Here is a 13,183-nt window from a genome sequence, read left to right as displayed (position 1 = left end):
TTGAAGGCATAGTCTCTGCAACGTTGCTTTTACCTTCAGGTGGTGGGCGGCGTGAAGTTGTGCGCCACTTGAAGAGCTCGCCCCCACCCCCGGCAGCGCTGCCGGTGGCCCGAGGAGTACACGTGACCAGCACATCGCAGGCGCCCCAGTCCGGAGCCAGAGAGGCCCACCCGGACCATCTCGGCCATGTCATCTTCATTACGGCGGCCGCCGCGATGGGTGGCTTCCTCTTCGGCTACGACAGTTCGGTGATCAATGGCGCGACCGTCGCCATCCAGCACCGCTTCGACGTCGACGCCAACATGCTCGGCTGGATCATCGCCACCGCACTCCTCGGCTGTGCCGTCGGTGCCGCGGTCGCCGGACGCATCGCCGACCGCATCGGCCGCATCCGCTGCATGCAGATCGCCGCCGTCCTCTTCGCGGCCAGCGCCATCGGCTCGGCCCTGCCCTTCGCGGCCTGGGACCTCACGATGTGGCGCCTCATCGGCGGCATCGGCATCGGCATGGCCTCGGTGATCGGCCCGGCGTACATCGCCGAGGTCGCGCCGCCCGCCTACCGCGGCCGGCTCGCCTCGTTCCAGCAGGCGGCCATCGTCATCGGCATCGCCGTCTCCCAGCTGGTCAACTGGGGCATCCTGAACATGGCCGACGGCGACCAGCGCGGCAAGCTGATGGGCCTGGAGGCCTGGCAGTGGATGCTCGGCGTCATGGTCATCCCGGCGCTGCTCTACGGCCTGCTGTCCTTCATCATCCCGGAGTCGCCGCGCTTCCTGATCTCGGCAGGACGGCACACCGAGGCCAAGAAGGTGCTCGGCGAGGTCGAGGGCACCTCCATCGACCTGGACGCGCGCGTCGACGAGATCGAGAAGGGCCTGCACCGCGAGCACAAGCCGTCCTTCAAGGACCTGCTCGGCAAGGTCGGCTTCCTGCCGATCGTGTGGATCGGCATCATGCTGTCGGTCTTCCAGCAGCTCGTCGGCATCAACGTGATCTTCTACTACTCGAACCAGCTGTGGCAGTCGATCGGCAAGGACCCGAGCAGCTCGTTCCTGTACTCGTTCGAGACGTCGATCGTGAACATCATCGGTACGGTCATCGCGATGATCTTCGTCGACCGCATCGGCCGCAAGCCCCTCGCCATCATCGGCTCCGCGGGCATGGCGGCGGCCCTGTTCACCATGGCGTGGGCGTTCTCGTACAAGACCGGCTCCGGTGACAACGTCTCGCTGCCGAACGCGCAGGGCCTGACCGCGATCATCGCCGCCAACGCCTTCGTGCTCTTCTTCGCCCTGTCCTGGGGTGTGGTCGTCTGGGTGCTGCTCGGCGAGATCTTCCCCAACCGGCTCCGCGCCGCCGCGCTCGGTGTGGCCGCCTCCGCCCAGTGGCTCGCCAACTTCGCGATCACCAAGACCTTCCCGAGCATGTCCGAGTGGTCCCTGACCGGCTCGTACATCATCTACGGCGCCTTCGCGGCGCTCTCGATCCCCTTCGTCATGAAGTTCGTCAAGGAGACGAAGGGCAAGGCCCTGGAGGAGATGGGTTAAACCCCCGCTGCCCCCTCCTCTTCAGGAAGCTGCCCCGGCTGAAGGACTCGTGCTCACTTGTCCTTGAGCCGGGGCAGTACGTTTTCGCAGAAGTGGTGCAGGCTCCGCCAGCCCTCGTCGACGGGCATGCCGCCGGAGAGCGGATGCAGGATGAGGCTGCCGGCGCCGCCCTTCGCGTACGCCACGCACTCGTCGGGCGTCAGGATCCGGTAGAGGCCCTCGGCGCGCAGCTCCTCCACGGTGGTGGCCGTCGACTTCACCGCCGAGCGGATGTCCCGGGACTGCCAGGAGGCGTACGTACGGGCCTCGTGCAGGAAGTGTTGGCCGTGCTTGGCCCAGGTGTGGTCCGGGTCGTCGGCGATGTGCAGGAGGTGGGTCTCGGCGGCGGGCATCATCGTCCAGCCCTCGGTGCCGTGCAGCGCGAGCTGTTCGTTGTAGTACGCCTCCAGCTCCGGCAGATGGGCGCTCGGGAAGAACGGCAGGCCCAGCCGGGCCGCCCGCTGGGCCGCGGCCTTAGACGAGCCGCCGACGAGCAGCAGCGGATGCGGCCGGGTGAAGGGGCGGGGCGTGATGCGCACCGTGCGGCCGCGGAAGTCGAAGGGCTCGCCGGTCCACGCCTCGAGCAGCGTCTCCAGAAGCTCGTCCTGGAGCTTTCCGCGACGCGTCCAGTCGACGCCCGACTGCTCGTACTCCTCGGGCCGGTAGCCGATCCCCGCCACCGTGACCAGGCGTCCCGCGCTCAGCAGGTCGAGCACGGCGATGTCCTCGGCGAGCCGCAGCGGGTCGTGCAGCGGTCCGATCACCGCGGACACCGTCACGGTGATCCGCCGGGTCGCGCCGAAGACGGCGCCCGCGAACGTGAAGGGCGAGGAGATCCAGTTGTTCTCCGCGCCGTGGTGCTCCTCCGTCTGGACCGTGGAGATGCCACGGTCGTCCGCGTACGCGGCCATCTCCAGGGCGGCACGGTAGCGCTCGCTCAGGGAGGCGGGCGTCGCCGCGGGATCGACGAGGTTGAAACGTACGACTGTGGCGGGCATGGGAACGTCCCCCTTCACCGTGCGTGGGCGGCGAAGGGGGACGTTAGCTGACGCGATATCAGATGGATACCCTCGTACGGGAGTTGGATGGTCCCGTACGGGAGTTGGCGAGGATCAGGCGGAGACCAGCTCGGTGTCGTCCCCGCCCTTGCCGGCGGCCGCGTCCTTCTCCACCAGCGGGGACTTCGGCAGGACCGCGTACAGCACGGCGGCGACGACGATCGTGATCAGCCAGCCCAGGCCGTGACGGCCGATCCAGGACGTGGCGAGCGGGCCGCTGAACCAGTCGACCTTGGTGAAGAGCAGGCCCACCACCAGGGCGACCGCCCACGCCGTCATGGCCTGCCAGGCGAAGCCGGCCTTGTACCAGTAGGCGCTGGTGCGCTTGGTGTCCATGAGGGCCTCGCCGTCGTACGTCTTGCGGCGCAGCATGTCGACGCCGAAGACGCCGATCCAGGCGGAGAACGCGACGGCGAGCAGGGTGAGGAAGGAGATGAACGAGCCCATGAAGCTCGTCGCCACGTTCATCAGGATGTAGCCGAAGATCAGGCTGATGATCGCGTTCACGCTGACCGCCCACGCGCGCGGCACCTTGATGCCGAGCGTCATGGCGGTGAAGCCCGCGGAGTACATCGACATCGAGTTGATCAGCAGCATGCCGATGAGGGCCATCAGCAGGTACGGCACCGCGATCCACATCGGAAGCAGCTCGCCGAGGAAGGAGACCGGGTCCTGCGCCGAGGAGAGCTTCGGGTCGGAGACCGCCATGACGGCACCCATCAGGACCATCGGCACGACGACGATTCCGGCGCCGCCGATGGCGTGGCCGACCAGCGGCTTGTTGGAGGCGTTGCGCGGGAGGTAGCGGGTGAAGTCGGGGCCGGTGGGGACCCAGCTGATGCCGCCCGCCGCGATGGTGCCGACGCCCGCGACCATCATCGCGGTGGAGCCCGCGGGCTTGTCGAAGACGGCGGACCAGTCGGTCTCGGCGAGGAGATAGACCAGCACGAGCACGCTGAACGCGCCGAAGGCGTACGTCGACCAGGTGCTGCAGATGTGCAGGATCTTCCGGCCGAGGCCGCTGATCAGGAACGTGCAGGTGACGAAGGCGACGAGCGTGACGACGGTCAGCCAGGTGCTCGACTCGACGCCGAAGCAGATGTCCAGGACGGTGATGATCGCGTACGCGCCCGTGACCGCGTTGATCGTCTCCCAGCCCCAGCGGGCCACCCAGATCAGCGCGCCAGGGAAGAGGTTGCCGCGCTGGCCGAAGACGGCGCGCGAGAGCGTCATGCCCGGCGAGCCGCCGCGCTTGCCGGCGATGGAGATCAGGCCGACCATGCCGTAGCTCAGCAGGGGCGAGACGAGCGCGACGACCAGGACCTGCCAGAAGTTCAGGCCGTTGGACACGATCAGACCCGCACCCATGGTGAGCAGCAGGACACTGATGTTGGCCGCGACCCACGTGGGGAACAACTCGCGGGTCCTGCCGGTGCGCTCGGCGTCCGGGACGGGCTCGAGGCCGCGTGTTTCGAGGGCGCCTTCGGGTTCGGCGGTGGTGCTGCTGCTCATGGGGGTTGGTCCGTGCCTCTCGCTCGGCTCGCAACGTCGCGATCCGTCGGTGGGGGTGATCGCGATGGACTCTACGCGCGTTGATGCGGCGAGCTCCATCGTACTTTAGTCCGAGTAGTGCCCTCCCAGGGCATATGTTCTTTGGAGGAAAACACAATCTGGGCCTCTCTGGGGGCCATGGCCGATACTGGACGGGTTATGGAAATCGTCATCCTTGCTGTAGTCATCGCCGTGGTCGTGATCGGCGCGCTCGGCGGGCTTGTGATCGGCAGCCGCAAGAAGAAGCAGCTGCCCCCGCAGGCCCCGCCCTCCGCGCCCACCATCACCGCCCCTCCCGCCGAACCGAAGGTCGGCGACGAGGCCGAGACGCCGCGCGACGAACCGCGCCGCACGATCGAGGAGGTGGAACTCCCCCTCGTCGAGCCGTCGGCCACCGCGCCGGTCGTCGTCGAGGAGCCGGCCGCACCGGAGATCGAGACCCCCGAGCCCACCGCCGGCCGCATGGTCCGGCTGCGCTCCCGGCTCTCCCGCTCGCAGAACGCGCTCGGCAAGGGGCTGCTCACGCTGCTGTCCCGCGAGCACCTCGACGAGGACACCTGGGAGGAGATCGAGGACACGCTGCTCACGGCGGACGTGGGCGTCGCGCCCACCCAGGAGCTCGTGGAGCGGCTGCGCGAGCGCGTGCGCGTGCTCGGCACCCGTACGCCGGACGAGCTGCGCGCACTGCTGCGCGAGGAGCTCGTCAAACTCCTCGGGACGCCCGAGGGCACCGACTTCGACCGCACCGTGAAGACCGAGTCCGGCCTGGAGACGCCGGGCATCGTGATGGTCGTCGGGGTCAACGGCACCGGCAAGACCACCACCACCGGCAAGCTCGCCCGCGTCCTCGTCGCCGACGGCCGCTCGGTCGTCCTCGGCGCCGCCGACACCTTCCGCGCCGCCGCCGCCGACCAGTTGCAGACCTGGGGCGACCGCGTCGGCGCCCGTACGGTCCGCGGCCCCGAGGGCGGCGACCCGGCGTCGATCGCCTTCGACGCGGTCAAGGAGGGCATCGCGGACGGCGCGGACGTCGTCCTCATCGACACCGCGGGCCGGCTGCACACCAAGACGGGCCTCATGGACGAGCTCGGCAAGGTCAAGCGCGTCGTCGAGAAGCACGCCCCGCTCGACGAGGTGCTGCTCGTCCTCGACGCCACGACCGGACAGAACGGCCTGGTGCAGGCGCGGGTCTTCGCCGAGGTCGTCGACATCACGGGCATCGTCCTGACGAAGCTGGACGGCACCGCCAAGGGCGGCATCGTCGTCGCCGTGCAGCGCGAACTGGGCGTGCCGGTCAAGCTGGTGGGCCTCGGCGAGGGCGCCGACGACCTGGCCCCGTTCGAGCCCGAGGCGTTCGTGGACGCGCTCATCGGGGACTGACGTTCCAGACTCTCGTACGCAGGTGAAGGGCCCCCTCGCACGGTGCAGATGCGAGGGGGCCCTTCGGCTCTGTGGCGCGTCCTGCGGCGCCCTGTTCGAGGGTGCGCGAGGCGTTACGCGGGGGAGCGGTGTGCGACGTACGCCAGGGTTCCGAGGACGAGGCGCGCCTCGGGCGGGTTCGTCGCCGTGTCGAGCGCGGGGGAGCGGAGCCAGCGGACAGGGCCGAGGCCGCCGCGGTCGGACGGGGGCGCCGTGATGTGGTCGCCGTGGCCGAGCCCGTGCAGGTCCAGGGCCGCGCCGTCCCAGCCCATGCGGTAGAGCAGCTGGGGGAGTTCGCGCGCGGCGCCGGGCGAGACGAAGAACTGCGCCCGGCCGTCGGGCGTGACCGCCACAGGGCCCAGGGGCAGCCCCATCCGCTCCAGCCGGACCAGGGCGCGCCGCCCCGCGGTCTCCGCCACCTCGATCACGTCGAAGGCGCGCCCCACCGGCAGCAGCACGGCGGCGCCGGGGAACTCGGCCCAGGCGTCCGTCACCTCGTCGAGCGTGGCCCCGGCCGGCACCTCGGGGGCGAAGCCCAGCGGATGGGCGCCGGGGGCGGCACAGGTGGTGACCCCGCACGAGCAGGCGCCGTCCAGGGCCCGGGCGCCCGGCACCGCGTCCCAGCCCCACAGGCCGGTGTACTCCGCCACCGCGGTGCAGTCCGACGTGCGGCCGCGCCGCCGTGATCCGGTCCGGGGCCTGTCGGTTCCCCGGATGCCGCCGATCGTGAAGCCCATGCCCCCTCCAACGGGTCGAGCGTGCCGCGGTTACGTTCAGGAATCGGATCGTGACCCTCTGTCCTTGAGGCGGCGCCCGGTGGACAGGCGGGTGGTGCGCCGGTCGTCATGCGCCCCGGTGCACTCCTCTCCGCCCACTTTCAGTTGCCCTGTGTCAAGTGAATCGCTTGTCGCCGCAAGGGAGTTCATTCGAAGGGGTGGCGAATGGTGGCGTTTCCGCAATCGCCCTCGCCGGACGGGTGATCGTGGGATTACTTTCGGTACATGACCCTGGGAGTTCGAGCACTCGCGGGTATGCCGGAGGCAAGTCGGTTTCCTGTTCGATGGGTGACATTCCCCGGGCGGACAGCCGCAAGGCCCGGCATTCTGTTAGGGCTTGGCGTAGACAGCACGCAAGTGTCGTGAAGGATGGGGGCGTTCCAGTGGGCGGCAACGGCGGAGGCGGCGGGGACACCGTGAACACTGCGAACACTGCGAACGCTGCGAAGCGCCCCAACGAGATGCTCACGTCCTGGTTCGTGCGCAGCGGCTGGTCCAAGGGCGAGTTGGCCCGGCAAGTGAACCGCAGAGCGCGGCAGTTGGGTGCTCACCACATTTCCACGGACACCTCGCGGGTGCGCCGCTGGCTGGACGGCGAGAATCCGCGCGAGCCGATTCCCCGCATCCTTTCCGAGCTGTTCTCCGAGCGGTTCGGCTGCGTCGTCGCCGTCGAGGACCTGGGCCTGCGCGCCGCACACCGCACCCCCGCCTCCTCCGGGGTCGACCTGCCCTGGACAGGACCGCAGACGGTCGCCCTCATCAGCGAGTTCTCGCGCAGCGATCTGATGCTCGCCCGCCGCGGCTTCCTCGGCACCTCGCTCGCGCTCTCCGCGGGCCCCGCCCTCATCGAGCCCATGCAGCGCTGGCTGGTGCCCTCGCCGTCCTCGCCGCCCAAGGACCCCGAGCCCGCCGCGTCGCGCCGCCCGGCGCGGCTCTCCAAGCCGGAGCTTGACCTCCTCGAGTCCACGACGGTGATGTTCCGCCAGTGGGACGCCCAGTGCGGGGGAGGGCTCCGGCGCAAAGCCGTCGTCGGACAGCTGCACGAAGTGACGGACCTGCTGCAGGAGCCCCAGCCCGAAGCCACCTCCAAGCGCCTCTTCAAGGTCGCGGGTGAACTGGCCGAACTGGCGGGCTGGATGAGCTACGACGTGGGACTCCAGCCCACCGCCCAGAAGTACTTCGTCCTCGCCCTGCACGCCGCCAAGGAGGCGGGCGAGAAGCCCCTCGGGTCGTACATCCTCTCCAGCATGAGCCGCCAGATGATCCACCTCGGCCGGCCCGACGACGCGCTCGAACTCATCCACCTCGCGCAGTACGGCAGCCGTGACTGCGCCACCCCGCGCACCCAGTCCATGCTGTATGCGATGGAGGCCCGGGCGTACGCGAGCATGGGGCAGCCCGGCAAGTGCAAGCGGGCCGTCCGGATGGCCGAGGACACCTTCTCCGACGCCGAGGACTTCACCGAGCCCGAGCCGGACTGGATCCGCTTCTTCTCCGAGGCCGAACTGAACGGCGAGAACGCCCACTCGTACCGCGACCTGGCCTACGTGGCAGGCCGCAGCCCCACGTACGCCTCGCTCGCCGAGCCCGTCATGGGCCGCGCGGTCGAGCTCTTCCAGCAGGACCTCGAACACCAGCGTTCGTACGCGCTGAACCTCATCGGCAAAGCCACCGTCCACCTGCTCCAACGCGAGCCCGAGCAGAGCACCGTCCTCGCCGGACAGGCCCTCGACATCGCCAAGAAGGTCCGCTCCGAGCGGGTCAACACCCGCCTGCGCAAGACCGTCGACACCGCCGTGCGGGACTTCGGAGACGTCGCCGAGGTCGTACAGCTCACCGAGCGGCTCGCCATCGAGATGCCGGAGACCGCGGAGGCGGTCTGAAGCCCGGCACGCCCGGCCCCGGCCGCGGCGGACCCATCCCTAACAGCCCGACTCGGCTCCCCCATGCCAGGTCAGCCGGATGGCCGCCGCGGCCGGTTCTCATGCTGTGCGCAGGGTAGGAAACCGCACCCCGCGCGACCCGGCAGTTCATGGCCGTGTAACACGCACGACCTCTTCGTCACTGCGGCGAAACACCGAGGGGCCCCCGCCGAAACCGCGCTGCGCCAATGTCTGGCGCACAACCGGCCCACCGCCCCGCGCTCCCCGAGCAGGGGTTGCTCGGTACCGCACAGGCTTCGCCCGCACGGGCCGCATACGACGACGAGGAGACGCCGATGCCCCCAGGCATCACGATCGCCGCAGACGCCCCCGAGCTGTCTGCCGCCAACACCGGGTTCATGCTCATCTGTTCCGCCCTGGTGATGCTCATGACACCGGGACTCGCCTTCTTCTACGGAGGCATGGTCCGCGTCAAGAGCACCCTGAACATGCTGATGATGAGCTTCATCAGCCTGGGGATCGTCACCATCCTCTGGGTGCTGTACGGCTTCTCCGTCGCGTTCGGCACCGACCACGGCAGCCTCTTCGGCTGGGAGAGCGACTACGTCGGGCTCAGCGGCCTCGGCGTCAACCAGCTCTGGGACGGCTACACCATCCCGGTCTACGTCTTCGCCGTCTTCCAGCTGATGTTCGCGATCATCACGCCCGCGCTGATCAGCGGTGCCCTCGCCGACCGCGTCAAGTTCACCGCCTGGGCGCTGTTCGTCGCCCTGTGGGCCACCATCGTGTACTTCCCCGTCGCGCACTGGGTGTGGGGCACCGGCGGCTGGGCCTTCGAACTCGGCGTCATCGACTTCGCGGGCGGCACCGCCGTGCACATCAACGCCGGAGCCGCGGCGCTCGGCGTGATCCTCGTCATCGGCAAGCGCGTCGGCTTCAAGAAGGACCCGATGCGCCCCCACTCGCTGCCGCTCGTGATGCTCGGCGCGGCCCTGCTGTGGTTCGGCTGGTTCGGCTTCAACGCCGGATCGTGGCTCGGCAACGACGACGGCGTCGGCGCCCTGATGTTCGTCAACACGCAGGTCGCCACCGCCGCCGCCATGCTCGCCTGGCTCATCTACGAGAAGATCCGCCACGGCGCCTTCACGACGCTGGGCGCCGCCTCCGGAGCCGTCGCCGGTCTCGTCGCCATCACCCCGTCCGGCGGCTCCTGCTCGCCGCTCGGCGCCATCGCCATCGGCGCCATCGCCGGTCTGCTGTGCGCCATGGCCGTCGGACTCAAGTTCAAGTTCGGGTACGACGACTCCCTCGACGTCGTCGGCGTCCACCTGGTCGGCGGCATCGCCGGCTCGGTCCTCGTCGGCTTCTTCGCCACCGGCGGTGGCCAGTCGAAGGCCCAGGGCCTCTTCTACGGAGGCGGCCTCGAACAGCTGTGGAAGCAGCTCGCCGGGGTCGGCGCCGTCCTCGCGTACTCCCTGATCGCCTCCGCGATCCTCGCCCTCCTCATCGACAAGACGATCGGCATGCGGGTCGAGGAGGACGACGAGGTCGGCGGCATCGACCAGGTCGAGCACGCCGAGACCGCGTACGACTTCAGCGGTGCGGGCGGCGGTACGGCTCCGCGCACGGCGGCGGTGCCCGCCCCGGGTGCGGACGGCGCGCAGGGAACAGCCCAGGTTCAGCGGAACAAGAAGGTGGACGCATGAAGCTCATCACCGCGGTCGTCAAGCCGCACCGGCTCGACGAGATCAAGGAAGCACTGCAGGCCTTCGGCGTCCAGGGCCTGACCGTCACCGAGGCCAGCGGCTACGGACGGCAGCGCGGACACACCGAGGTCTACCGGGGCGCCGAGTACACCGTGGATCTCGTACCGAAGATCCGCATCGAGGTTCTCGTCGAGGACGACGACGCCGAGGAGCTCCTCGAAGTCGTGGTGAAGGCCGCCCGTACCGGCAAGATCGGCGACGGCAAGGTCTGGAGCGTGCCGGTCGACACGGCCGTCCGGGTGCGCACCGGGGAGCGCGGGCCCGACGCGCTGTGAACCGTCCGGCCCACTGTGCGGGGCCGAGCGGGACTGACGGGGCGGGACTGAACGGAACTGAACGTAACTGAACGTAACTGTGCGGGACTGGACAGGAGCTGCTGGGTGACGAGTGTGGACGCGACATTGGAAGTCTCCGGCCCCAGCGGCTACGCGGCGGCCCGGCTGCGGCTCCTCCACGAGGAGTCGCGGTCCGGGCCGCCGCGCCGTTCCGCACTCGCGGAGCTGACGGACGACTGGCTGGCCGGACTCTTCCAGGCCGGTCCCGCCCGGTCGGGGCGCTCCCGGGCCGGGGGCGAGGCCCCGGACGTGCCGCGGGGCGCCGCGCTCGTCGCCGTGGGCGGATACGGGCGGGGCGAGCTGTCCCCCCGGAGCGATCTGGACCTCCTGCTCCTGCACGACGGGACCGCGGACCCGGCAGAGGTGGCCGCGCTCGCCGACCGCCTCTGGTACCCCGTGTGGGACCTCGGGCTCGCCCTCGACCACTCCGTGCGCACGCCCGCGGAGGCCAGGAAGACCGCCGGTGAAGACCTCAAGGTGCACCTCGGGCTCCTGGACGCGCGGCATGTCGCCGGGGACCTGGGGCTGACCTCGGGGCTGCGCTCCGCCGTACTCGCCGACTGGCGCAACCAGGCGCCGAAACGGTTGCCCGAGCTGCGCGATCTGTGCGAGGAAAGAGCCGAACGGCAGGGCGAGTTGAGCTACCTGCTCGAACCCGACCTGAAGGAGGCAAGGGGCGGGCTTCGCGACGTGACCGCGCTGCGGGCCGTCGCCGCGTCCTGGCTGGCGGACGCGCCCCGCGAGGGCCTCGCCGACGCCCGGCGGCGCCTCCTCGACGTGCGCGACGCGCTCCACCTGGCCACGGGCCGCGCCACCGACCGTCTCGCCCTCCAGGAACAGGACCAGGTCGCCGCGGAACTGGGCCTGCTGGACGCGGACACCCTGCTGCGGCAGGTGTACGAGGCCGCGCGCGTCGTCTCCTACGCCAGCGACGTCACCTGGCGCGAAGTCGGGCGGGTGCTGCGGGCGCGGGCCGTGCGGCCGCGGCTGCGGGCCATGCTGGGCGGTGGCCGTGGGGCCGGCCGTGGGGCCGGCCTCGGGTCCGGCCTCGGGCCCGGTCGTGGGTCCGGTCGTGGGTCCGGTCGTGGGTCCGTGGCCGAGCGGTCGCCGCTCGCCGAAGGAGTCGTGGAGCAGGACGGGGAGGCAGTGCTCGCCCTTGCCGCCCGGCCCGAACGGGACCCGGTGCTGCCGCTGCGGGCCGCCGCGGCCGCCGCCCAGGCCGGACTCCCGCTGTCCCTGCACGCCGTACGGAGGCTCGCCGCCTCGGCGGGAACTCTGACCACACCCTGGCCCGCCGAGGCGCGCGAACAGCTCGTGACGCTGCTCGGCGCGGGGCGCCCCACGGTCCAGGTGTGGGAGGCGCTGGAGGCCGAGGGGTTCATCACCCGGCTGCTGCCGGACTGGGAGCGGGTGCGGTGCCGGCCGCAGCGCAACGCCGTCCACACGTGGACGGTCGACCGGCACCTGGTCGAGACGGCGGTGCGTGCGTCCGGGTTCACGCGCCGGGTGGGGCGGCCCGACCTGCTGCTCGTGGCCGCGCTGCTGCACGACATCGGGAAGGGCTGGCCCGGCGACCACTCCGCGGCCGGGGAGATCATCGCCCGGGACGTCGCGGCGCGGATCGGCTTCGACCAGGGGGACGTGGCGGTCGTCGCCTGTCTGGTCCGCCACCACCTGCTCCTCGTCGAGACCGCCACGCGGCGCGACCTCGACGACCCGGCGACGGTGAAGGGTGTCGCCGAGGCCGTGGGTTCCGTGGGGACGCTGGAACTGCTGCACGCGCTGACCGAGGCGGACGCGCTGGCCACCGGGCCCGCGGCCTGGTCGACGTGGCGGGGGGCGCTGGTCGCCGACCTGGTGAAGCGGGTGGCGGCGGTGCTGTCCGGCCGGGCGCCCGAGGAGACGGCCGAGGACGCGGCGCCGACGGCGTCGCAGGAGCGGCTCGCGGTGGAGGCGTTCCGTACGGGTGGGCCCGTGCTGTCGCTTCGGGCGGAGGGGGCTGAGGGGGCTGAGGGGGCTGAGGGCGCGGACGGGGCGGACGGGGCGGAGAAGGCTGGCGGCGCGGGGGCGGCCGAGCCGCTCGGGGTCGAGTTGGTGGTGGCGGTGCCGGATCAGCCGGGGGTGCTGTCGGCGGTGGCCGGGGTGCTGGCGATGCATCGGCTCGCGGTGCGCACGGCGGAGCTGCGGGAGCTTACGTTGCCGTCCGATCTGGGGTCCGCCGGGACGGGGGCGTCTGTACTGCTGCTCAGTTGGCGGGTCGCCGCGGAGTACGGGTCCCTGCCGCAGGCGGCGCGATTGCGGGCCGACCTCGTGCGGGCGCTGGACGGCTCGCTGGACATCGAGGCGCGGCTCGCGGAACGGGAGGCGGCCTACCCTCGGCGCCGCGGGTCCGTCGCGCCGCCGGCCCGGGTCACGGTGGCGCCGGCGGGTTCGCGGCTCGCGACGGTGATCGAGGTGCGGGCCCAGGACGCGCCGGGCCTCCTGCACCGGATCGGGCGCGCGCTGGAGGCGGCGGGGGTGGTGGTGCGGAGTGCGCATGTGTCGACGTTGGGGGCGAACGCGGTGGACGCGTTCTATGTGACGGGTGTGGAGGGGGCTCCTCTGGCGGGGGAGCGGGCTGCGGAGGTTGTTCGGGGGGTGGAGGGGGCGTTGCGGTTGCGGGGGTAGGGGCTGGACTGTGCCGCTGCGCCGTGCGTGCGCCTGCGGTTCGTCTGGGGGCGGGGCCGTGGGGGTATGTACGTACTCGCTATCCCTTCGCCACGCCTCAAGTCCAAAGACGCCAATGTTTCCTCGGTGCTCCGTGCGCACA

The 13,183-nt window shown here is 70.9% G+C and carries 9 protein-coding genes; 6 read left to right on the top strand and 3 right to left on the bottom strand.

Annotated features, from left to right (window positions below; genetic code table 11):
- The first annotated feature begins 122 nt into the window (after positions 1–122).
- Positions 123–1,547, top strand: a complete 1,425-nt coding sequence (locus AB0N81_RS25400) for a sugar porter family MFS transporter (RefSeq protein WP_365362101.1) — start codon at positions 123–125, stop codon at positions 1,545–1,547.
- A gap of 53 nt (positions 1,548–1,600) precedes the next feature.
- Here the strand turns inward: AB0N81_RS25400 and AB0N81_RS25395 are convergent, their stop codons facing one another.
- Both AB0N81_RS25395 and AB0N81_RS25390 read right to left on the bottom strand, forming a co-directional pair.
- Positions 1,601–2,584, bottom strand: a complete 984-nt coding sequence (locus tag AB0N81_RS25395; RefSeq protein ID WP_365362099.1) for an LLM class flavin-dependent oxidoreductase — start codon at positions 2,582–2,584, stop codon at positions 1,601–1,603.
- A gap of 114 nt (positions 2,585–2,698) precedes the next feature.
- The gene (locus AB0N81_RS25390) at positions 2,699–4,156 is read right to left on the bottom strand and encodes a cytosine permease (RefSeq protein WP_365362097.1); all 1,458 of its coding nucleotides are present in this window, start codon (positions 4,154–4,156) and stop codon (positions 2,699–2,701) included.
- A 198-nt stretch (positions 4,157–4,354) separates the two neighbouring features.
- Between AB0N81_RS25390 and ftsY the strand changes: the two genes are divergently transcribed.
- Entirely contained in the window at positions 4,355–5,575 is a 1,221-nt protein-coding gene (gene ftsY, locus AB0N81_RS25385; protein ID WP_365362095.1) for a signal recognition particle-docking protein FtsY, read from the top strand.
- A 113-nt stretch (positions 5,576–5,688) separates the two neighbouring features.
- Here ftsY and AB0N81_RS25380 read toward each other — a convergent pair whose 3' ends face one another.
- Positions 5,689–6,351, bottom strand: coding sequence for a bifunctional DNA primase/polymerase (locus AB0N81_RS25380; protein WP_365362093.1), 663 nt, complete (start codon positions 6,349–6,351; stop codon positions 5,689–5,691).
- 500 nt (positions 6,352–6,851) lie between these two features.
- Here AB0N81_RS25380 and AB0N81_RS25375 point away from each other — a divergent pair, with 500 nt between their 5' ends.
- The 4 genes from AB0N81_RS25375 (at position 6,852) to AB0N81_RS25360 (ending at position 13,041) form a co-directional block, all read left to right on the top strand.
- Positions 6,852–8,273, top strand: a complete 1,422-nt coding sequence (locus AB0N81_RS25375) for a hypothetical protein (protein ID WP_365362413.1) — start codon at positions 6,852–6,854, stop codon at positions 8,271–8,273.
- Positions 8,274–8,608: 335 nt separating this feature from the next.
- Entirely contained in the window at positions 8,609–9,979 is a 1,371-nt protein-coding gene (locus AB0N81_RS25370) for an ammonium transporter (RefSeq protein ID WP_365362091.1), read from the top strand.
- Complete coding sequence (locus AB0N81_RS25365) at positions 9,976–10,314, top strand: P-II family nitrogen regulator (protein WP_365362089.1); 339 nt, start codon at positions 9,976–9,978, stop codon at positions 10,312–10,314. Before AB0N81_RS25370 ends, AB0N81_RS25365 begins: the two co-directional genes overlap by 4 nt.
- Positions 10,315–10,419: 105 nt before the next feature.
- On the top strand, positions 10,420–13,041 hold the full coding sequence (locus tag AB0N81_RS25360) for a [protein-PII] uridylyltransferase (RefSeq protein ID WP_365362087.1): 2,622 nt from the start codon (positions 10,420–10,422) through the stop codon (positions 13,039–13,041).
- The last annotated feature ends 142 nt before the right edge of the window (positions 13,042–13,183 follow it).

Origin of the sequence: Streptomyces sp. NPDC093510 (genome assembly GCF_040683555.1) — a bacterium.
GTDB lineage: Bacteria > Actinomycetota > Actinomycetes > Streptomycetales > Streptomycetaceae > Streptomyces.
Note: the sequence above shows the minus strand (reverse complement) of the source record. Positions and strands in the feature narration are given on the sequence as shown.